Genomic DNA, 22,917 nt, shown 5'->3' with positions numbered 1-22,917 from the left:
AAGGGTGAAATATTGGATAACTCGAAATGGATGCCTTTAAGTAATGTTGATGATGATGAGGAAATTTGGGTAGGAGCAAGAGTTAGGTTGTACAATGTTGGTATGAATAGAGAAGATAAAGAAAATAATTTCTATGAATATATTATTTCTTATATCTACGACAACACTAACTACTTACAACTAACTAATTTAACAACAGGAAAAGCAGGTTATATTATTTGTGTCATTGAAAAAGAATTACCAAATAATTATGCTTTGGGCAGAACATTAAAGCAAAGAATAGGTTTAGAAAATACCTATTTTAGATTTGAATAATCAACAAATAAGGGAAGCACCAACTCTAAGGTGTCTTCCCTTATTTAATACTTTTTATCAATAATCAATATTAACAGAGCCTAAATAAAAAAGTGAGAAAAATGATAAACACTCTTCTCACTTTCATCAATTAGGGTGGCATATACATAAATATGCGTTTGGGTGGATTTTGGATGAAAAATCCACATGCATAGTATAACAAAAAAATTATGGCTTTTCGCATGTAATATTGCATATGAAAAATAGTAAAGTTTTAAATTTTAATATTAACAACTTATATATATGTGTTACAATGTAATTCTCTAATTTATTTTATTCTCCTATTTAGAATTTATAGTTTAGTGATTCAATAAAACAAAAGTGGTTGTAATAAATAGATAAAACGATGAAATAATACAGTTAGAATGGTTAAAAGGCAGTTAAATATAAGTATTAAAAGAAATAAATTTACTTATTTATGTTTAGTGAATGTATTATGGTAAGAATTTCATCCGATTGGATTAGCGCTAAACTAGATTTTTATCCAAACAAATCCAATAATTATTTTTTAAATGAAGTATATGTTGCATCAAGTTTATTTGGAATAATTCGTAGTCTAATAATTGCTGAATCTAGAAAAATAACATATTCGAAAGGAGGACAGATAAAACTCTGTCTGTGAAAATTAAATCTCTAAATTATAAAGTATGGATAATAGGATGTAATTGTGGTTTCATTTCGAATGGTACCATAAATGAATGTGGAAAAGTAAAGGAGAAAAATTTAAATAAACTATATAAGTAGTAAAAATGAAAAGGAGAAGTAGCTAGTGTTTAATATAAAAGAAAGATTGGGGCAAATAAAGCTTAAAACGAAGTTGTCTATGGCATTTATAGCAATATTAATTATACCAAGCCTTATCGTAGGAGTATCATCTTATAATAAAGCAAAAACAGATCTTAATGAAACAATTCTACAATCTGCAAAAGATAATATAAGTATTTTAGATAAGATTGTTGATGATGAATTAGAAAATAAGCATACAGATATCACTCATTTTGCAAAGGTACTCACACAAGGGGATTATAATCCTGAACAATCGCAAAATGTACAGAATAAATTTGATCAATATATACAGTTACATCCAGAGATAGAAACGATTTATACGGCATCCAGTAACAATCAATTTATTCATGCACCTGTTGGAAAAATACCAGAAGGGTTTAATCCGCTAGAAAGCAGTTGGTACAAGGATGCAGTAAAAGCAGATGGAGAGATTATTGTTTCATCTCCATATAAATCAAAGTCTACAGGAAATATGGTAATTGCAATTGCAAAGCAGAATGCAGATAAAAGTGGTGTCATTGGCGTAGATTTGAATATTAAAGATATCGTAAAAACATCCAAAATGATAAAAATTGGGAAGCAAGGATTTGTATCTATAGTTAGTCAAGATAAAACTATAGTTGTTCATCCATCACTAAAACCTGGAGAGAAATTAGATAAAACTTTAGTGGATGAATTGTACAAGACAGAAGATGGAGTAATTACTTATAGCCTCAATGGTGAAGATCGAAACATAAGCTTTAAGACAAATAAAAAAACAGGTTGGAAAATAGCTGGCGTAATGCCTACGAAAGAAATTGAAGAAGCTACCAATCCTATTTTTTATAAAACGCTCACTATAATAGGGGCTTCATTATTGTTAGGTGGAATTGTAATTCTATTCATACTCAAATCTATAATTACTCCACTCAGACAATTAGTCATTTCAGCTCAAAGAATTAGTCAAGGAGATTTAACCGAGAAAATAGATATTCGTTCAAAGGATGAACTTGGTCAATTAGGTGGTAGTTTCAATACAATGGCAGAGTCGTTACGTAATATTATTTCTCAAATTAACACATCTGCAGGACATGTAGCTGCGTCTTCTGAGGAACTAACTGCTAGTGTAGAGCAAGCAAGTGTTGCGACAGAACAAATTACAAAAGAGATGGAAGAAATCTCGAACAGTGCAGAGGTTCAAAATAATGAAGTTGAGTCTGGAGCTGAATTAATTGGTGAGGTAACACGAAATATTCAATACGTAGCTGAGAGTGCTTCTGAAGTATCGGCTTCATCCATATACACTAAACAAAAAGCCAATGAAGGTGAACAATTAGTAGAACAAACTGTAACACAAATGCAGTCTATCCATCACTCTGTTTCTCAATCCGATAATGTCATAAAATTATTAGATAAGAAATCACAGCAAATTGGCAGTATATTAGAAGCGATTCAAAATATTGCGGAACAAACAAATTTATTAGCATTAAATGCAGCGATTGAAGCAGCTAGAGCTGGGGAACAGGGGAGAGGGTTTGCAATTGTTGCTGATGAAGTTAGAAAGTTGGCGGAGCAATCATCCGAATCTTCAATGGAAATTGGAAGTTTAATTAAGGAAATACAAGCAGACGTACATGAGACTGTAAAAGCTATGAATGAAGTAGGCGTAGAAGTACAGTCGGGAATTAAGGTTGCGAATGATACAAAACAAAGTTTTTATGAGATTTCAAAATCTGCAAATGATATTGTATCAAAAGTGCATGGTATGGTAGAACTATCAAATAAAATGACAACTGATGCAATGAAAGTTGATACATCGATTGATCAAATAGCTATGGCTGTAAAAGAAAATTCTTCAAGTATGCAAACGATAGCTGGTTCATCTGAGGAACAACATGCTTCTATGGAAGAGATAAATTCTTCAGCAATACAATTAGCACAGATGGCGGAAGAACTTCAAGAGTTAATTGGTGGATTTAAGATTTAAGTTGAGATTCTAGGAGAGAATGCTAGAATCTTGTTACAGAGTGGAAATGAAAAATCCTATAACATAGTAAATAAGTATAATATGTACTCTCTATGCGTATTGAACAGGCAGATAAGCCATTTAAAAACCCTCCATTTGGAGGGTTTTTAAATACATTTACATTAAATTTGTGGTGGTGCACCACCATAATCGCCAACACTATATGAAGGAGCAGGATAATGCCCATGAGTAGCAAGCTGATCTGTTTTAGAAAACTGAAAAATTCCCACCGTTAATACCCCAATAAAAGCAATGCCTGATAATAATAAGCTAATTTTTTTCATTATTTTAACACTCCTTTTGCGATTGATTTTTGTCTTGCTTGATAACAAATATGGAAATAGTCACTTACTTTTTGGTGGTTCTCTAATTGTCTACATTTTGTGGCAAATAATTCGGCGTATTCGACAACATATTCCCATAATTCTTCTTCCTCAAAGTATAAGATTCCTTCTTGAATGATTTTTTCTAATTCTTCCAATGGAATATTTTCGTTTAATTTTTTTAAAATAGAGAAGTGGTGTGTGTATTCTTCGTTATGAATTTCTCTACAAATCTGTAGCCCCTTATCAATGAGTTGGCTGGCCGTTGATTGTTCTCCTAACTTATAATGTTCCTTAGCTTGTAGGAAGATGGCCTTGAAGTGTGTCGGGATTTTCTCTGTTACTTCTGAAAGGTGACGAATAGCTAAAGTAGACATACTTTGATCAGAATACAGCCACCCCATAGTATTTTTTACGTATAACAAGGAATCTTCTTCCCTATTTTTTTGTAGTAAATCAATTGCGCAATGTAGATATTCTTCTGCTTGTTCGTACTGTTTTAAATAGATGCAGCAACCACCTAGCAAACTATTACAAAAGGCTGTTTTTACTTCATAACCTTCGTACTTTGAAAAGATTGCTCTCGATTTATTTGCGTACTCGATAGAAGCGAGATTGTTATAGGTATGGTGATAGAAAGTAGCAATTCTATAGTAAAATTCAGCATGTTCAATTTCATCTGGTATAGCTACCAATATTTTTTCTGCTAGTTTATAATGTTCCTCTGCCTCAGTATAATTAGATATAAAAGTGGAATGAATGGATTTGAAAAAATGATAATAGAATTGTAGAAATTGATCTGTAGGCATATCATAATCGCTAATAGTATCAAAACTATTTTGTTGAATACCAAGGCTATCTGTTAAGACCTTGTAACGAAATTCGAGTAGTGAATAGTATAGTAACAAATTTTGATCCTGATGTTCTTGATCTGGCTCAATGCTTAACTTATTAATTTTTTCATCAATTTTCTTTTTTAGATTAGTAGCTTTTATAACTTGTTGAGATAGCATAGCTCGATACCAGTCGTTCAATAGAGAGGTTAATTGCTCATTTCCCTTTACTGAAACACTCATAATATACGCCCCCATTTTCTAAAAAAATCCTAATCCAATTTAATTATAAACATCATAACAAAATAGAAGAAAAAATGGAGTGATATTACAATATTTTTCAAGAAAATTCATAAAAAACAATCAATTTGTGTCGAATATACTTAGAATAAAACATCCAAAAATTATCAAAAGATGATATGAGTCTTTATACGTTCTATCAGGTGAACTTAGAAACTGTGATTGAAGATTTATGAAATTTCCTTTTCTTAAAACGGATCAATTACATATTAATTTTTAAATTATTTTATCGGATACATATAGTATGTATCCGATAAAATATATAAATCTTGCGTATGTAAATAAGAAGACAATAAAGAAAATAAAAAAGAACTTGTAAGAATTCCTATAAGTTCTTTTTTAGATAATGTAAAAAGGTGAAACAGAACATCTCATTATTTGTAATAGTGAAATTATCTTACTTATGGTTTTGTTTTATAGAAGATGTACTATATTGAAGATTTGTTCTTATTGTTGATTAAAGGCAAATTAAAGACTGGTAGGGAAGAAGTGCATAAAAGAGAAAGCCTTCTTTACTTATTCTGAAAAGATAATTCAAAAAGCAATTTGTGTATAGAATAAGCAATGCATGAATTCATCAACATTGGTGATAATAAATCAGAGAATCAATATATAAGCATGAACTTTAGTGGAATAGCTACAAGAAGGGGATAATTCTATAATAGTAGATATAATTATCAAAATTTTCATCTTAGTTACTTTTCGGGTAGGATAAGTAGAAGAAAATAGGAAGTTTTTCTTTGAAGAAAGCTCTTTTGACAGGAATAGATTTTTTCATAACTAGAACAAATAAATTAATAATCGCATATACTGTATTGTCGTTAAAGCAAGACATTATTTTCTCAGAACAAGGGAATCACTAGAAAAATATGTGATTCCTTTATTCTTAAGTATAATGTCAATAGTTGATTTGAAATAACCGAAGAAATAAAATCTTTGTTAATGGACAATCACATAATTTTAGGTATAGTAGGTTTATAATTTAGACTATAAAAATTAATGTATCTTTTATTATTTTAACCAAGAAGACTCCCTCCATAAGGAACTCACAGCAAGTATGGGGAAGTGGGAGTAGTTCAAAACATGCAATATTGTTTGATTTGGCTAATACATAGATTTATCATCTCAGAACTGGTGTAAGAATTATAATGTTTATACCATTCTATTGTATTTTCTAAAGTCTGTTGTAGGGACCATTTTGGCTGCCAATTAAGATTGAATTTTGCTTTGCTAATGTCAAGATTTAGTAAATTTGCTTCATGAAAATTTATTGGACCTATATTTTCTGCTGTCCAATCCCCGCAGCCCCAAATATCTAGTAAACTGGTCACTAATTTTTCTACTGGAACAATATTGCTTAGGGATGGCCCGAAGTTCCATGCTCCTGAATAAAGGATACCGTTATTTATAATTTTTTCTGTAAGGAGTAAATACCCGCTTAAAGGTTCTAGTACATGTTGCCAGGGTCTAATAGCAGTAGGGTTTCTAATAATAATGTTTTTGTTTGATTCTAATGCTCGTATACAATCAGGAATAATTCTATCTATTGACCAATCACCACCACCAATTACATTACCAGCTCGAACGCTTGCAATTATTTTCTTGTGTTGAGAAAAGTTTTCTTCTGAAAAGTAAGAATTTCGATAGGAAGAAATTAAAAGTTCACAGCATCCTTTGCTTGAGCTATATATGTCATGGCCGCCCATAGGGTCAATTTCACGATAACCCCAAGGCCATTCTTTATTTTCATAGCACTTGTCACTTGTCACCATAATTCCTATTTTAGCTGATTCATGTAATCGAATTGCCTCTAGTACATTCATAGTCCCTACAACGTTTACCTCGTATGTTTCTCTAGGATATTCATATGAATAATTAACTAGAGGTTGGGCAGCTAAATGGAATACAATTTCAGGTTTATAATCTGTAAAAACCTTATTTAATTTATTAAAATCTCTAATGTCTCCACGAATATCAATTATATTATTTTGAAGGTTAGTAATGTTAAAGTTATCATTCTTATTTTTAGGATCTAATGAATATCCGATTACAGTAGCACCTAATTCATTCAACCATAGGGATAACCAAGAACCTTTAAAACCAGTATGTCCAGTAATTAAAATTGTTTTTCCGTAAAAAGCATTATTAAAGTTTTGGTTTAACAATTAGTCCACCTCCTTTAGTACCCTATTTTTAGGGGGTTAGGTATAAATGTTTATTATTTTTATACCAATTAACAGTTTTTATAATTCCTTCTTCAATATTAATTCTAGGTTCCCAGGAAAGAGAGTTTTTTATTTTTTGCACATCCGCTTCAGGAACCCATCTTTCATTTGTTCTAGAGGAAATTGCACCGTAATTTGGTCTGGAATTGGTTTTCAAATGTTTGAATAATAATTCTACATAATGTTTCAAGGGGTGAATAGTGCCGCTCCCAATATTAAAAATTTCATTTTGTACAGTAGTATTTTCTACTGCTAGGATACAGGCATCTATTACATTTTCTATATAACAATAATCTCTTAATTGATTACATAAAGTTAAATTTACATCTTTGTTTTGTAATACTCGCAAGATTATATAGCTAAAAATTTTATGCGGCTCTTCGCCTTCTCCGAATATGCCAAAAGGTCTTAATGTTATAAGATTAATATTGTTTTCGCTAGCAATTTGATGGGCGAGTATAGTAGCAGCAGCTTTGGTACTTCCATAGATATCCACAGGAGTTAGTAACATATTTTCATGAATAGGTTCCATCTTGTTACCGTATTCAGAACTACTCCCAAAATTGATGATTTTTTTACAATTCACCAATTTTGCTGCTTGAATAATGTTACAAGTCCCTATAACATTTGTTTCTATAGCATGGATGTAATCTGTATGGGCAGAATTTACACCATAGGCTGCCAGGTGAAAGATATAATCGGGATTAATTTTCTTTATTGCATCTTGTACTTGTTTTTTATCTCGTATATCTATTTCATAGGTTTCAATATATTTTAGAATATCCTTTAGTCTCCAAGAGTTTGATGGTGTTCTTATGAAAAGAACAATTTTTGCTTGTAAATTTAAAAGTCTTCGTGCCAAGTGAGAACCAATAAAACCGTATCCACCAGTAATAAGGAAAGTTTTATTTTTAAATGAAGCAATCATAGTGATAATCTATCCTTTATTAAGATGTATTTTTAGTTGCTGAAATAAATAGATTTATTTTTAAATAAGGAAAGTATCAGTCTTAATTGTGATGAGGGGAGGGGTATTTAAAATAATTTTTTATTGTTGTTGTATCAATTTGATCAGCAAATAAAGAGGAGGAAGGTTTTTGAAAAGTATTATGAAGGGTATGACATGTCTTATTCAATTGTTCAATATAAGGAATGTATATATAATCTAAAACTGCTGGAGGTAATTCTAAAGTTTCGTGTTTCCATAAATCGAACTCATTTGGATTAATAATTTGCATACTTCCAAAATGAAAAGCTATTAATTCATCTTGATCAATAAAAACTTTATTATCTGTTTTGGATATAGAACTGCTATTTAAAATGACATTCCAAGGTGCTGCATCAATACCTCTATGAGTCATGATTTTTATATTAGAAAAGATGTTAGGAATGTGATTTAAATATTTTTGATCACCCCATCTATCCATTTCAACATCATAATGATTATTACAATATTCTAGGCATTTATCTTTCCACCATGTTAAAATTTCTTTACTATTTTGATCGTTTTTGAAGCCTACTAAACCAGCTTGGTATATACCGTGTATGCTTTCAATTTCAGTAGAGCTTCTTTGAGGGCAAAGGAATACAGAGTATTTCCACCACTCATCAAGAATGATATTAGGTGCTGTAAAGAAATACATATCAGCATCACAATATATAATGTGATCAACTTCCGGATAAAGACTAAGGACATGTAGACATAGGGGCGCTTTTAATGTCCAACAATACTCTTGTAAACTTCTATCATTTTTTATACTGAGGAGTTCATGATTTTCAATTTCTTTTACCGGAATTAGTATGGCGTGCTTTAATTTTAATTTCTCTAATATTTGATAAGTTAGATCATCCATACAACAGATCCATACAGTAAATTTAGCGTTGAAATTTTCTAAGGAATAATAAGAGGTCAATCCTTGAATTAATCGTTCTTTACTTATAATCATGGAAAAGTTCATAAAATGATTGGATTGATTCATTTTTCTTCTTAATTGTGAATCTTTATATAAAGTTTGAGCTTTATTTATATCTTTTTTACTTAAAAATTGTTTAGTATCTTTATTGAATTTATCCTTTAATTGCTTTAAAACAAATTGAATTCTCTCTAAATACGGAGTGTAAATATGGTTTAATATATTATTGGGTATTGAAATTTCTCCCAAAGACCAAAGATCAAAATCATTTTCAGTAAAGATAGTAATACATGCAAAATGGTAAACAACTAGTTTGTCGTTTTCAATAAATATATCATTTTTAGTCTTGTCAATTTTATAATCGTTATTATATATACAGTTCCAAGGCGCAGCATTTATACCTAAGTTATTTGAAATTTTTACTTTTGGAAAATATATAGGGATATAATCTAAATACTTTTGGTCTCCAAATTTCCCCTCTTCAGCCTCGGCACTGCACCAATCTATACATTTATTTTTCCACCATCTTACACTTTTTAGTCCATAGAGATCATTCTTAAATCCAATTAGACCAGCCTGATATTTTCCGTACATTTTTTCTACCCAATCACGATCTCTTTGGGGGGTTAGGAAGATAGAATGGTCACCCCATTCCTCAAAAATAATATTAGGGTCAGAGAAAAAGCATAAATCACCATCACAATATAGAATAGATGGTAAATCATAATTGACCAATAAATATTCTATCAAGACAGATTTTAAAGTCCAACAATATTCATTTACTTTTCTTTTTCTCTTAATTGCTTTTAGTTCACGATCTTCTAATTCTTCAACTTGTAAAAGGTTTACATTAATTAAACTCATTTCTTTTAATAGTGAATATGCAAAAGGATCTATACAACAAATCCACAATGTGAATTTTTCTGAGTACTGCATTAATGATTGCTGTAAAGCAATAATTTTCAAGACATACTCACTACCTACAATGACGCAGAAATGATTATTTAGATCATGTTGTTGATTATAGAATTGGGGATTAATTCTTTTTTGAGTATTTTTTTTGGAGAGATTTGAAGCTTTAATTCCTGTTGAAAGTGGGTTAACTATTTTCTCATTAGAGGGGATGTACAATCGAGGTAAACTTATTTTTTTATCATTAGAGTTCAATGCTTATTCAGTCCTCTCCACTAAAATTTATTTGGATTCCAACTTTCATTTACAGTTTTTAAATCTTTAGGTGTATCGACACTAGCCCAAAAGTCATTGTGTTCATAGACGGCGAGCTCATTGTCTTTTATTAAATTTCGAAGAGGATCTTCTTCTAGAACACAATCATCATTATTACTTAAATAATTGAATATTTCTTTGTTAAATACAAAAAAACCGCCATTAATTACTTCATCAAGTAATGGTTTTTCTTTAAAATCAATAGCAATTCCATCTTCGACCGCCAATAGGCCGTATTGACTATTTTTTTTAATTCCAGTTAATGTAGCAATTTTTCCTTTTTCTTTATGGAATGCTATTAGTTGATCAATATCTATATTGGCTAATCCGTCACCATAAGTTAATAAAAAGGTTTCACCCTGTACAAAGGATTCAAGTTTTTTTAGTCTTGCCCCGGTCATTGTATCAATTCCTGTATCTATAAAGTGTATATTCCAATTTTCTAATTTCTGAAGTAGCGTATATTGACTGGTTTTAAAATTCAAACTAAAGTCATTCTCTTTCCAGCTAAAGTCCATAAAATATTCCTTAATTTTCTCACCTTTATATCCTAAGGGTAAAATGAAATCAGAATGTCCATATTTTCTATACCAATTCATTATATGCAAGAGGAGAGGCTTTCCTTGAACTCGAACTAATGGTTTGGGAATGTCCTCTAAAATTCCTTGCATCCGAAGCCCTTTTCCGCCACACAAAATTATGACTTTCATAGATTTATTTCCTTCCTCTCTATATATTTTACTAATTTAAACTATGTAGTTTGTTTGGTAAATGTATACACGGTTGTACCATAATGACAATCAACTAAAAAAAATATGTTAGATTTATAATTCAGATGCTGATTAAACGTGGAGAATACACACTGTAGTTTATCATTAATTATATGTAAATTAGGTTCTTTTAAAATCTATGCTTTAGTTTATTTAATATTAATGAAAGAAATTGCTTGTTCTTAAGATAAAAGAAGGGGAAGGAAATCCAGGGAATTGAAGAAGCTTATAATGAAATATCCAAGAAGACAAAATATAAGATAAAGTATGGAAGTAAGTAGTCGTGAATGCACTACATAAGCAGAATATGCTGATCGCATAAATGATTATACAGAAATCAATAGAAGAATAACAAAGGGAATTAGCCATTTAAAGGAAAATGGAACAACTATTTTTACATTTTATAAATTCAAAAAAGAGCACCGCATAAAGGTGCTCTAGTGATGGAACTAATTTTGTAAAGAACTATTTATTCAATAAAGAAGGACTTACGAATTATTATATGAACGTTTTGTTAATTAAGTGTGTATCAATTAGACAGGAATTTTATTTTTCTACACCTATTTGATTTTACGGGCCAAATCATGTTAAAAGTAAGAAGAAAATTATTAAGTTAATGTTATTTTGTTTAAAATAACATCCCAATCGGAATCATCACCTTCCCATCTATCCTGATAACGTGGGAGTTCAATTGAACAAACCCTCGATATTCCCCAATTTTGTTCAACAATATTAGATATACCCTCCTTGAAATTAACAATAAGAATATTAAAATCCTTATTTGTAATTTTAGATAATACGTTTTGTAATTCAACCGCTTCATCTCGATTTCCCCAAATTCTAATGAATAAAATGGATTCACTACTATTTATTTTTTCAAGGAATCGATTAATTCTAGTGTCTAATTTAGCTTTAAAAGAAGGATAGGTTGATTTCAAATCCTTTTCGGAATTAATAGGAAAATCATGCATTGAAAAACAATTATAATAAGTGTCCTTTATACAGTAGGTAATTCGTTCTGCCCATTTAATTTGATTATCAAATTCTGATTCAATAAGACCGTAACTTTCTGAACCTTCTATAACCATATTTTCCAACTTCATGAATTTTTTAAATCGATTTTGAAGTAATCTGTTTACATCTGAAAGTGATGGATAATAAAACCAATCTAAAGGTCCAGAAAATGTTCTTAAATTGTGTCTTTTGATTTGGTTGGTGACTTGACACAATCCTCCTAAACTTACAATTACGCCATAGGATTTTTGTATATCTTCTAGGTTCATGCTCATCATCCTTTATAAAAGTAATTTAAATTATCTGTTCAGTATATGATGCAATAACATATTGATGTGGACCTATATATCACAGTACATAGAGCTAAGACATTTGTATAAATTTAAAAAGTCAAATACCTAAGTTGAGGGATTTCATCTTTGACGTTATATCATGGAGTTATTATTGGAATGAAAGCTGGTAGGGATATTGCGCCAGAGTTATATATTCTCCAGTAACTTAATTTAGAAACCTGTTCTTGATTACTGTAGTAAAATTGTTGTTCTTTTAAAAGAATCCTTAGATAAAAAAGAAAAATCTATTGGCTAGCATTTAACCAGTAGATTTTTCTTTTCATCTTCATAGTTTTCCTGCCTCTCTTAAAGTTATGATATATAATCTTTTAAAGACTGACACGGTGCATTTTTTTTCATAATGCACGCAAAAAAATCAGTTTAAGAATTATGTGAAATCGTGTCAAAAAATTAAAGGTAATTATATATGTATTTAAGATGATATCCATCTGCGTGTATTTTTTGAAATTTTTAGATAAATGCAATGATAATGGCTTCTTAAGAATTAATTTAGCACCTTGTTTATTTAGAAAAGCCCTATAAACCATTTAGTTCATAGTAAAAGTAATATATTTAATATTAAATGTCTTGCATAATGCGATAAAATTTCACAATTTTTTATCAATATATACAGAAAAAGGTAACGAAACTTAAGCGATATTTAATACTTTTCATATTTGTGAAGTATGTGAATTTGTTTATTTTAACATCTAAGATGTTAGATGTTGTTTTTTAAACATTACTTATCCGGATTCATGAAAAGTATTTTAATGCATTATTTTTATTTTATATAATAATATTTAGTTTTAATATTAAAACTAAAATATGGAAGTAACATAGGGGATTTACGCATATAGTAATGTTGATGGTAAAATTAACAAAATTTTCATTTAAATCAGATAAAACTATGATGTTTTTAACTTATAATCATGTTACTACGATGAAAAAATGGCTACTAATTAGTTAATTTAAAAATCAATTTTAGATAGGAAGAGGATAATGAAGACCAGAGATAGTTATAAAATTATTGTAATTGGTGCTGGGACAGCAGGACTATCTTCTACTGCACATTTATTACGAAATGTACCCCTATTGAAAGAAAGTATAGCAATTATTGATCCATCAAAAAAACATTACTTTCAGCCACTATGGAGTTTAGTGGGGGGAGGAATTGTTTCAAAGGAAAGTACGATGCGTAATCAGGAATCGCTTATTCCAAAAGGGGCAACGTGGATCCCTAAAAGTGTTGTTGAGTTATTTCCATCTGAAAATAAGATACTTTTAGATGACGGACTGCTACTTGAGTATGAAATTCTTATTGTAGCAGCTGGTATCCAAATAAATTGGGACAGTATTAAAGGCTTAAAAGAGTCTATTGGCACTAATGGGGTATGTAGCAATTATTCTTATACATATGTTGATTCTACTTGGAGAGAAATCGAAAAATTTAAAGGAGGAAATGCGCTTTTTACCCACCCTAATACTCCTATTAAATGCGGTGGTGCTCCACAAAAAATTATGTACTTAGCAGAGGAGTATTTTTGTAATAGTGGTGTAAGAAACAGAAGTAAAGTAATATTTTATTCTGCAAACAATAACATATTTCAGGTTCCACGATATGCAAATACTTTAGAACAAGTACTAGAAAGAAAGCAAATTATAACGAATTATAATAAAAATCTAGTGGAAATTATCGCCGAAAAGAGAGAGGCAATTTTTGAAGATACGCAAACACTAAAAAGAGAAACCGTACCATATAGTATGATACATGTTGTTCCGCCAATGGGGCCACCTAATTTTATTAAAGAGAGTGAGATAAGTGATCATCAGGGGTGGGTAGATATAAGCCCTTATACTTTGCAGCATGTGCAATATAAAAATATTTTTGGACTTGGAGATTGTACCAATTTACCTACCTCTAAAACTGGAGCAGCAATTCGAAAACAAATACCCGTCTTAAAACAAAATATTATGGACGTACTTAGCGGAAGAGATTTACAGGCTAAATATGATGGATATACATCATGTCCGATTGTTACAGGATATAAAAGTCTTATACTTGCTGAATTTAACTATGAACATGAGCCTCAAGAAACGTTTCCATTTAATCAAGCGAAAGAACGGTATAGTATGTTTTTACTTAAAAGATATATGTTGCCATATATGTATTGGAATTTAATGTTGAAAGGGATTCTATAGGAGAAGATAAAAAGTGGTTACAAAAATTGAAAATTAATTTGAAATAACTAATTGGAGGGAATAGCTATGCTTTTAAAATATTTTTATGATGAAAAATTAGCACATGCTTCCTATTTAGTCGGTTGTCAGAAAGAAGGCGTAGCAATCGTTATTGATCCTAGTCGCTATATAGAACAATATATAGAATTTGCTAAGAAAGAGGGGATGGAAGTAATTGCTGCGGCTGAGACTCATATTCATGCTGATTTTCTTTCTGGGTCTAGAGAACTTTCTAATCTTTACCATGTAAATTTATATGTATCTGATGAAGGAGATTGTGATTGGAAATATCAATATCTTAACGAAGGTCGATACAAATTGGTTAGAGAGGGCACAGAGTTTAAAGTAGGTCATATAAAATTTAATGTAATTCACACCCCAGGGCATACGCCTGAAAGTATTTCTTTTTTAGTAACTGATACAAGTCAAAATAATTATACGAATGATAAACCGATAGGAATATTCACAGGTGATTTTATATTTGTAGGAGATATAGGAAGACCGGATTTATTAGAAACTGCAGTCGGTATTAAAGATACTGCAAAAATAGGAGCGAAACAATTATTTGATTCTATACAAAAAATAAAAATACTTCCTGATTATTTGCAAATATGGCCATCACATGGTGCGGGAAGCGCATGTGGAAAAGCATTAGGAGCAATTCCAACTTCTACATTAGGTTATGAAAAGATGTTCAATTGGGCATTTCGGTGTAATGAAGAAAGTGATTTTATATCGACTTTATTGACGGGACAGCCAGAGCCTCCAAAGTATTTTTCATTAATGAAGAATTTAAATAAGTATGGTCCGCCAATTCGTAAGAAGAGAAAAAGTACTGCTATTAATACAGTAGAAGAACTTCAAGAAATTTTGAAGAGCGTTTATCAAATAGTTGATATAAGGGATGTAGAGAGTTTTGCTGCAGGTCATATCGAGAAGTCAATTAACATACCTTATAACAATTCTTTCACAACTTGGTGTGGATGGTTATTAGATTATAAAAAAGAAACTTTAATAATTCTAGATGAGGAAAAGGTTAAAGTAGAGGCAGTTATTAGAGAATTTGAATCTATTGGGTTAGATAATATTATTGCTTTTGCACCCTTAAAAGTAATACAAAGACTTGATAGATTTGAAAGTTACAAAGAAAAAACATCGATTGAATTATATCCGCATATAAAAGGTGGAAGCGTTAAGGTTATCGATGTGCGTAGTAAAAAAGAGTGGGAGGAAGGACACCTTCATGATGCAATACATATCACTTTAGGTAATCTATTTGAACAACTAGATTATATACCGAAAGATTTTCCAATAGTTTTGCAATGTCGAACCGGATTACGTTCCGCTATAGCAGCTAGTATTTTACAAAGAGCTGGTATAAAGGAAGTAGTGAATTTAAAGGGAGGATTTCTTGCATGGAAAGAAGAAGGGCTTCCTTATACAACATGCAATCTCAATGTGTAGGAAAATATTATATGCTAGGTAAGAATAATTAAAAGAAGTTATAGATGACGTGTTAGAAAAGGGAATCATAATTGTCGCAGATTCAGGAAATACATTAGGATTATTAATTGATTATCCAGTTAAATATGAAAATGTAATATTTGTTTTAGCATTAAATAATTTAACATTGGATCCATCTTTTATGGAATGGCAGTGTTGGAAGTACTTAGGTATTATCAATAAGAACCCAATTTAAAATTCTCTTGGATGCAAGAGAATTTTTTTATTGGGAATAGTAAGGGGGAGGGGAGGTGCATTACATATGGGAAAAGGTAGAAGTAATAATGCTGGTAAAAAGCAACCAAATTTTGATGATTCATCTAATTTTGCTAAACAAAGCCAACCGACAGAAAAGAAGAAGAAATAAGAACAGGAGCTCTCTTGATAAAGGGAGCTCCTGTTAAAAGTGGACTGACGTTTCAGAATAACATATCGATGGATTAACCCAATAGCCATAAATACAAGGTTTTAATTTTTCGAAGGGCACCTAATTTAATATTATTGTCCCGCTTTTTTATACTTATTGACGCGTTAAATCCATTTAAAATGCTCCTTAATGGCGTTGGGCGTGACCTTCATTAAAATTTTTTAAACCTAATGGGACTTACCATTAAGAGGGCGAGGATTAAAGTAATCCATGCATTACTATATGAAAACAATGCCATACCAGCCAATGATAATCCTGCAGCTGGAATAGGTAATCCCTTAAAATATCCAATAGTTGGTTTAATACTAAATTTAGCTAATCTTAAAGCACCCATTGTTGGGAATAGGATAAATGCCAAAGAAGTTAAAATAGAAGGTGTTGCTATCGTATGAAATAAAAGCGCAGGAGCGACGCCGAAACTAACAATATCAGCTAAGGAATCCAATTCTACGCCAAACTCACTGTTCACTTTTAATTTTCTTGCAATTCTTCCATCAAGAAAATCTAAAACAGCTGAAAAGAAAATGAGAATGGAGGCTGCTCCTAAATATTCACTCATATTCAAGGTGATTGAGAAAACACCGCACAATAAATTTCCAATCGTAAATAAATTCGGTATAACTTTTACAAGCTGATTAAACAAGTTTGTTCCTCCTAAATTAATTAAACTTCACATTTCTGTAGCAATTTCTATATATTCTTCCGTTATTCTTAAAAATATATGACCACTGTATTACTGTAAGCTAATTAAATTTCGATAAGAGAAAAATTGATTTCTTAAATGTTCCACTGGTTTATAAAAATGTTTAATCATTTTCAGTACGCGTTATTGAATATTAGCACCTGATAGTTGATATTTCGAGTAGTCAGGGATTTTCCGGTTCTGGTGCAAAAAATTCAAGGTAATTAAAAATAATCTCTAAAAAGGAGACATAATGATACTATTATTTTAAAAAGGTTCGTGGTTGGTATCGAATATAAAAAAATAGAATTTTTATACAAAAATCACCCGAAAGGGTGCCTTTTGTACCTCTTAAAATGACTGAAGATGTGTTTACTTGAGTTCATTAGGTAGTTAGAGGTTGATAGACTATCTTTAACGAAAATGTTGAGTAGTTCATCTTCATTATATATCAATTTAATAATGATTGGGGATTTAGAAAGTTCCATGGAAAGTACATATCAACCTGATTGGAAGATTGGAAATTTAATAACTGGTGATACATTTTACTTAACGCAACATTTTGGTGCGCAAATGAAAATTTTTAAAGTCCACACAAATGGTACCCTAGAACGATTCCAAACAATAGAACCAGAATTAAAATAAAATTTTTGTAGCATCAATTAAATTCATTTCTTTTTATGCAAACACACTTTCAGCGGAACTAACTTCTTCACTATTTTGCGCTGGAAAGACTTTATAAAAAATGGTTACGTTTTCTGATCTTGAAATAACCCTCTCGAATTGCAATCCTGCTTTTTCTAAAAGCTTTACTGCATCAACAATAGAAGTAATTGCTACAAAAGTTTTTCAAATAAAATTTCTAAAAGCTTGATAGGTAATACCAAGGGAAAAGACCGTAGCTACTATATGTGCAGTCCATTTAGGCATATTTAAATTTAATACGGTATTGTACAACATTCCATATACGATACAAATGATTAATATGAATGCAATGAATTGAAGAACTAATAAAAATAGCGGTTGTTCCATTTATTCTCACTTCCTTTATTTGATATATTAATATAATTTATTTAAATGTGAAAGTTTTATTTCTATGAATTTCCAAAAAATGTGATATGAAAGGCATAGTAGTAATCACAAGAATTACTGCAAAACTATAATGGAACTAAAAGTATTATGACGAGATCAGTAAAATAGTAAAGAAGGTCACCATTCACGGCGACCTTCTTTACTATGCGTTATACCCAAATAATTTTAAATCTTCTCCTGAATCTGAAATGATTTTCTCAAATCGTAATCCTACTTTTTCTAAAAGCTTTCCTGAGGCGATGTTATCTATAGAAGTAATTGCTACAATTCGTTTCATGCTGAGCTTTTGTACACCGTATTCGATTATCGCAGAAGCTGACTCGTAGCCGTATCCTTGTGAACGAAATGTCTCTAAAAAGGCAAATCCGATATCAACGTCTTCTAATGAATCTCTTTTAATAAGGCCACACATACCAAGTGGAGTGAGATCTTCTTTTCGTTCTACTAAGTAAAGGCCAAATCCGAGTTTGTTATACATATCGATGGGACCGTTTACAATATAACTTTTTGCATCTTCTAAGTTTCTAACTCCTTTGTCACCGATAAACTGAATCCATGCAGGATCGTTTACTAACTCAAGAATAAAAGGAGCGTCTTTTATATCAAACCAACGAAGGTTAAGACGTTCGGTTTCAAGAACTATCAATTATTACACCACCTTTAAAAAGTTATAACAATTAGTATGGATTGTGTAAAACAAAAGTGCAACATATTTTAATGGAGCTTTGTTTGTTCACATAAAGTTCGTTTGTTTTGTATAGAGAGATATTTTATAATTAGGATTGATTGTAAAGAGTGAGATGCTTATACAATGACTCCTAGGTGACTAGGAGTTTTTACTATATAACTATCATTATTACTAAATATGACACACTACACATTCTACTCAAGGAGGTACATAATGAAGAAATTATATAATGCATCGTTTACGTATTTGATTATCGGTTTATTATCAGGGATTTTCGCTAGGGAGTATGGTAAGTATAAAGGGATTTTAGGATCTACTTTGTTAAATCTTTTGCATACACATACACTTGTACTTGGCTTTTTCTTCTTTTTAATTGCTTTAGGATTAGCAAAAGTATTCGCGTTTCATGAAGTGCAAGGGTTTAATAAGTGGTTTGTTTTACATAACATTGCATTAACATTAATGTTAGGTTCGCTAGCAGCGAGAGGGCTTCTTCAGTTAAATGGAGCTGACTTTAAAGGGTTAACTTATATTGTAGGATTTTCTCATTCGTTGATGGCAGTTACTTTAATTTGGTTTATGTTGTTAATAAAGAAATCGTTTAAAATGTAGTGGAAAAGAACTTGTAGCGTGTGCTGCAGGTTCTTTTTTGTATGTTTAGATTTAAAAATCTCATTTTTCTAATTATTTTGTATAAAGATGGTATACTTGTTTTAAATTTAAAAAGGAGAGTTGATTATGGAAATAACAATTGAACATGTAGTAAATGAATTAAAAGGCATACTTCCTGAAGATCGAGTAGTAATAAATATGACAGTACGAGAGTTACATAGTAAAGATGAATCTTACCATGTTAGTAGTTTACCTGATGTAGTTGTTTTTCCAAAAACGACCGAAGAAGTTAGCGCGATAATGAAAATAGCGAGTCAGCACGGAACAGCTGTCGTTCCATTTGGAGTAGGGTCCAGTTTAGAGGGACATGTAATTCCTTACGAAAAAGGAATCACAATGGACTTTTCTCTTATGAACAAAATACTTGAAATAAGAGAAAAGGATTTTCTTGTGAGAGTACAGCCAGGGGTGACGCGCTCTCAGCTTAATAAAGAATTGAAAAAGTATGGATTATTTTTTAGTGTAGACCCAGGAGCTGATGCAACGTTAGGAGGAATGGCTGCTACAAATGCGAGCGGAACGACAGCGGTAAAGTATGGGGTAATGCGTGATCAAGTCCGAGATTTAGAAGTCGTTCTTGCTGATGGAGAAGTAATACATACCGGGAATTTAGCGGCGAAGTCATCATCAGGTTATCATTTAAATGGTATTTTCGTAGGCTCAGAAGGAACACTTGGATGTTTCACGGAGTTAACTTTAAAAGTATACGGTATACCAGAACATGTTATGGCTGCGAGGGCATCGTTTCCAACTATAAATGATGCAGTAGAAGCTGTAATTAACATATTACAGGCAGGTATTCCAATCGCGAGAATTGAACTCGTTGATGAATTATCTATGAAACAAGTAAATCATTACAATGAAACAAGTTACAGAGAAGAACCGACACTGTTTTTAGAGTTTCACGGCAATGAAGCAGGGTTAAAGCAAGATATTGAATTTACGAAAGAAATCGTTCTTGATCATAAATGTATAGAAATTGCATTTGAGATGGAAACAGCAGCGAGAAATAAACTGTGGGATGCAAGACATAACTTAGCGTACTCTTACGTGCATAGTTATCCTGGTAAAAAGCTAATGAGTACAGACGTATGTGTGCCAATTTCGGAATTAGCTGGAGCGATTCAACATGCGAAAGAGGTATTAGATAAAGTAGGGCTTATTGGCGGTATTCTCGGTCATGTTGGGGATGGGAATTTCCATGTACTCTTAATGATTGATACAAATGATAAAGAGGAAGTGAAGAAGGCAGACGAAATAAATGAAAGTATCGTTCAGTATGCTCTTAAACGAGGAGGAACGTGTACAGGAGAACATGGCGTTGGAATCGGAAAACGAAAGTATCAAGAAGAAGAGCATAGGGCAGCATTATTTGTAATGGAGAAAATAAAGAAAGCTCTTGATCCGCAAAATATTTTGAATCCGAATAAGGTGTTTCAATTAAAAGATAGGGGCTGAGTGGATGAAAGTACTAGAAGCGATAAGTAATGTAGCTGGAATGTATTTTGCATTTTGGACCGGCTGCTGCACTCCCAAGTGTATTAGCAGCAGTATGGCATAACATTGCAGGGCCAATATTAGCAACCATCTGGTCAAAAAATGCAAAGAACACTTTCAGCGATGAAAATGTATCAATAAATATAGAAAAATAGGAATGATAAATAATGCAAAAACGTATTGTACATTTTGAAGGAATGGTTGTATTTTTAGCCACGATTTATATGTATTCGATATATGAGTTTAGTTGGATTATATTTTTTGTATTCCTTTTAGCGCCGGATCTATCAATGTTAGCATATGGGATTAATAATCACGTTGGTGTGAAAATATATAATGTATGTCACACATATATCATATCCATATTAATTGTTCTACTAGGTGTCTATTTTAAGATAGATACCGTTATAATGATTGGCTTAATATGGACAGCACATATTGGAATGGATCGAATGTTTGGATATGGATTGAAATATGAGACGGGTTTTAAGGATACTCATATTCAGAGGTTATAAGAAAAAGTATTCATATTTACAGCGGATTTATTAAAATATTGAACGAAATTCAGTGAATGAATTTCGTTCAATTGTTGAGAAATATATATATAGATAGATATAAATAATCGAATTATGTTATTTTTATGATAATTAAAAGAAGGAGAGTGGATTTGATGAATATACAAATCACTGGCAATGAATTAATTACTAAGATGCTGAATGATTGGTATCGAGATATTAGAGCTCAACGTATAAGTGAAGCAAAAAAATTAAAAGGGGAGATCGATAAAAAGCTTTATATTATCGAATCAGATGTAAAGGTTGCATTTCACTATTATCTGTTAGAATTTCGATATAAAGTGTTAATAGATGGTTTAGGTAATTTGAAAAAAGCTTTTGATAAAATAGATGCATTGCCTAAACCAAATGATGAATATTCTAATTATTATTATTATTTATTCAAAGCCATTCATTATACAATTCTTACTAATTATAGTAAAGCTAGCAACTATTTTGAAAAAGCTGAAGGGTTATTAGAGCATATTTCAGATGAAATTGAATATGCAGAGTTTAATTATAGAGTTGCTATATTAAAATACCACTTGCATTACGCATATTCAGCTATTGAATACGCTTCAAAAGCAAGAGATATCTTTGTTAAACAAGCAGGGTATGAAGTGAACATAGCGCTGTGCGAAAATATATTAGGATTATCTTTTTCGGAATTAAAGCAGCATGATAAAGGTGAGGAATATATTGCGTCAGCAATAAACATTTTACAAAAAAATGATGCTGAAATGTTAGTATTAAGAATCAGACATAATTTAGGTTTATTGTATGCGAGTCAAAATCTTTCAGTTTTAGCAATTAGACACTTATCTGAGGTTTCTAAAAAAATGCCTACTCATTATAAGGCAATCTTTTTAGAGGCAAGAGAATATTATAAATTAGGTGAAATAGAAAAAGCGAAGGAATTAATTGAAAGTGGATTGAAGGTTTGTGAGGAATTAAAAAATGATGAATATAGATATCACTTTTTAATTCTAAAGGGATTTTGTCAGCATTTAGAGGTAGAAAAAATAGAAAAAATTATTCTCGAAGGTTTTTCTTACTTTGAAAGAAAAAATTTATCGGAGTATATTCACGAATATACTGAAAGTCTGGCATTAGAGTTTCATAAAGTAGGTAATATAGAAAAAGCAGAAAAGTATTTTTTTATGAGTTATGAAATAAAAAAGAGAATACTTGAAAAAGAAGCATTGAAATAAAGAAAAAACTTGGATTATCTATAATAGGAATAGCAGCTGGAGTTATGGGGGTTTATGGTAGAAGGTCTTTGTAATAATTTAGCTCAAAGTGGATATGGTGGAACGTTTATAATTATAAAACCTAATGAAAATCCATATGCTGTCTCTGAAGATACAACGATGCCTGCAAAACAAATCTTCTATTGAACGTGGGTAATTAAACAAGTCACAAATTATAATTTGTGACTTGTTTAAGGTTGGATACTAAATGTGTTGCTTTCAATATTGAAAG

Annotated in this window: 20 protein-coding genes and 1 pseudogene; 11 read left to right on the top strand and 10 right to left on the bottom strand. The window is 31.0% G+C overall.

Annotated elements, in window-relative coordinates:
• Window positions 1–30 precede the first annotated feature (30 nt).
• The gene (locus GBN91_RS12680) at window positions 31–315 is read left to right on the top strand and encodes a hypothetical protein (protein ID WP_002024558.1); all 285 of its coding nucleotides are present in this window, start codon (window positions 31–33) and stop codon (window positions 313–315) included.
• Window positions 316–1,123: 808 nt separating this feature from the next.
• Window positions 1,124–3,106, top strand: coding sequence for a methyl-accepting chemotaxis protein (locus GBN91_RS12670; RefSeq protein ID WP_152121580.1), 1,983 nt, complete (start codon window positions 1,124–1,126; stop codon window positions 3,104–3,106).
• Between the two features lie 161 nt (window positions 3,107–3,267).
• On the opposite strand, the gene GBN91_RS28870 is transcribed toward GBN91_RS12670, so the two are convergent.
• The 7 genes from GBN91_RS28870 to GBN91_RS12640 all read right to left on the bottom strand — a co-directional run bounded on the left by GBN91_RS28870 (window position 3,268) and on the right by GBN91_RS12640 (window position 12,019).
• Window positions 3,268–3,429 (bottom strand): hypothetical protein, encoded by a 162-nt coding sequence (locus GBN91_RS28870; protein WP_000724107.1) that lies wholly within the window; start codon window positions 3,427–3,429, stop codon window positions 3,268–3,270.
• Complete coding sequence (locus GBN91_RS12665; protein WP_000116953.1) at window positions 3,429–4,544, bottom strand: Rap family tetratricopeptide repeat protein; 1,116 nt, start codon at window positions 4,542–4,544, stop codon at window positions 3,429–3,431. Before GBN91_RS12665 ends, GBN91_RS28870 begins: the two co-directional genes overlap by 1 nt.
• A 1,133-nt stretch (window positions 4,545–5,677) precedes the next feature.
• The gene (rfbG, locus tag GBN91_RS12660; protein WP_139849049.1) at window positions 5,678–6,766 is read right to left on the bottom strand and encodes a CDP-glucose 4,6-dehydratase; all 1,089 of its coding nucleotides are present in this window, start codon (window positions 6,764–6,766) and stop codon (window positions 5,678–5,680) included.
• Window positions 6,767–6,794: 28 nt separating this feature from the next.
• The gene (locus GBN91_RS12655; RefSeq protein ID WP_000561952.1) at window positions 6,795–7,754 is read right to left on the bottom strand and encodes an NAD-dependent epimerase/dehydratase family protein; all 960 of its coding nucleotides are present in this window, start codon (window positions 7,752–7,754) and stop codon (window positions 6,795–6,797) included.
• 82 nt (window positions 7,755–7,836) lie between these two features.
• The gene (locus tag GBN91_RS12650) at window positions 7,837–9,906 is read right to left on the bottom strand and encodes a glycosyl transferase (protein ID WP_001087527.1); all 2,070 of its coding nucleotides are present in this window, start codon (window positions 9,904–9,906) and stop codon (window positions 7,837–7,839) included.
• 20 nt (window positions 9,907–9,926) lie between these two features.
• Window positions 9,927–10,676: a sugar phosphate nucleotidyltransferase gene (locus tag GBN91_RS12645; RefSeq protein WP_000864434.1), complete on the bottom strand. Its 750-nt coding sequence runs from the start codon at window positions 10,674–10,676 to the stop codon at window positions 9,927–9,929.
• Between the two features lie 668 nt (window positions 10,677–11,344).
• Window positions 11,345–12,019, bottom strand: coding sequence for a papain-like cysteine peptidase (locus GBN91_RS12640; RefSeq protein ID WP_001047153.1), 675 nt, complete (start codon window positions 12,017–12,019; stop codon window positions 11,345–11,347).
• A gap of 1,062 nt (window positions 12,020–13,081) precedes the next feature.
• On the opposite strand from GBN91_RS12640, the gene GBN91_RS12635 reads away from it, so the two are divergent.
• Entirely contained in the window at window positions 13,082–14,281 is a 1,200-nt protein-coding gene (locus GBN91_RS12635; RefSeq protein WP_000857313.1) for an FAD/NAD(P)-binding oxidoreductase, read from the top strand.
• A 66-nt stretch (window positions 14,282–14,347) separates the two neighbouring features.
• Window positions 14,348–15,784 (top strand): MBL fold metallo-hydrolase, encoded by a 1,437-nt coding sequence (locus GBN91_RS12630; protein WP_000925326.1) that lies wholly within the window; start codon window positions 14,348–14,350, stop codon window positions 15,782–15,784.
• Between the two features lie 617 nt (window positions 15,785–16,401).
• Here the strand turns inward: GBN91_RS12630 and pssA are convergent.
• Window positions 16,402–16,893 (bottom strand): CDP-diacylglycerol--serine O-phosphatidyltransferase, encoded by a 492-nt coding sequence (pssA, locus tag GBN91_RS12620; RefSeq protein WP_000483080.1) that lies wholly within the window; start codon window positions 16,891–16,893, stop codon window positions 16,402–16,404.
• Between the two features lie 501 nt (window positions 16,894–17,394).
• Here pssA and GBN91_RS12615 point away from each other — a divergent pair.
• Window positions 17,395–17,577 (top strand): DUF5065 family protein, encoded by a 183-nt coding sequence (locus GBN91_RS12615; RefSeq protein WP_002000399.1) that lies wholly within the window; start codon window positions 17,395–17,397, stop codon window positions 17,575–17,577.
• 204 nt (window positions 17,578–17,781) lie between these two features.
• Here GBN91_RS12615 and GBN91_RS12610 read toward each other — a convergent pair whose 3' ends face one another.
• Window positions 17,782–17,964 carry a hypothetical protein gene (locus GBN91_RS12610; protein WP_006922728.1) on the bottom strand — a complete coding sequence of 61 codons (183 nt, stop codon included), beginning with the start codon at window positions 17,962–17,964 and terminating at the stop codon, window positions 17,782–17,784.
• Window positions 17,965–18,166: 202 nt separating this feature from the next.
• Window positions 18,167–18,670 (bottom strand): GNAT family N-acetyltransferase, encoded by a 504-nt coding sequence (locus GBN91_RS12605; RefSeq protein ID WP_000636205.1) that lies wholly within the window; start codon window positions 18,668–18,670, stop codon window positions 18,167–18,169.
• A gap of 255 nt (window positions 18,671–18,925) precedes the next feature.
• Here GBN91_RS12605 and GBN91_RS12600 point away from each other — a divergent pair, with 255 nt between their 5' ends.
• The 6 genes and pseudogenes from GBN91_RS12600 to GBN91_RS29455 all read left to right on the top strand — a co-directional run bounded on the left by GBN91_RS12600 (window position 18,926) and on the right by GBN91_RS29455 (window position 22,832).
• Window positions 18,926–19,324, top strand: coding sequence for a DUF2871 family protein (locus GBN91_RS12600; protein WP_000737896.1), 399 nt, complete (start codon window positions 18,926–18,928; stop codon window positions 19,322–19,324).
• Window positions 19,325–19,450: 126 nt separating this feature from the next.
• A complete protein-coding gene (locus GBN91_RS12595) occupies window positions 19,451–20,842 on the top strand; it encodes an FAD-binding oxidoreductase (protein ID WP_152121579.1) in 1,392 nt (463 codons plus the stop codon).
• Between the two features lie 50 nt (window positions 20,843–20,892).
• Window positions 20,893–21,036: pseudogene (locus tag GBN91_RS12590) on the top strand (bile acid:sodium symporter family protein); the annotation flags it as partial.
• A 12-nt stretch (window positions 21,037–21,048) separates the two neighbouring features.
• On the top strand, window positions 21,049–21,396 hold the full coding sequence (locus GBN91_RS12585; protein ID WP_001172068.1) for a DUF4260 domain-containing protein: 348 nt from the start codon (window positions 21,049–21,051) through the stop codon (window positions 21,394–21,396).
• A gap of 155 nt (window positions 21,397–21,551) precedes the next feature.
• Window positions 21,552–22,646: a response regulator aspartate phosphatase gene (locus tag GBN91_RS12580; protein WP_152121578.1), complete on the top strand. Its 1,095-nt coding sequence runs from the start codon at window positions 21,552–21,554 to the stop codon at window positions 22,644–22,646.
• A 54-nt stretch (window positions 22,647–22,700) separates the two neighbouring features.
• Window positions 22,701–22,832 (top strand): hypothetical protein, encoded by a 132-nt coding sequence (locus GBN91_RS29455; protein ID WP_264299189.1) that lies wholly within the window; start codon window positions 22,701–22,703, stop codon window positions 22,830–22,832.
• Window positions 22,833–22,917 lie beyond the last annotated feature (85 nt).

Source organism: Bacillus sp. B1-WWTP-T-0.5-Post-4 (genome assembly GCF_009183795.1).
GTDB lineage: Bacteria > Bacillota > Bacilli > Bacillales > Bacillaceae_G > Bacillus_A > Bacillus_A cereus.
The sequence above is the reverse complement of the archived record's forward strand: the minus strand, read 5'-3'. Positions and strand labels throughout refer to the sequence as shown.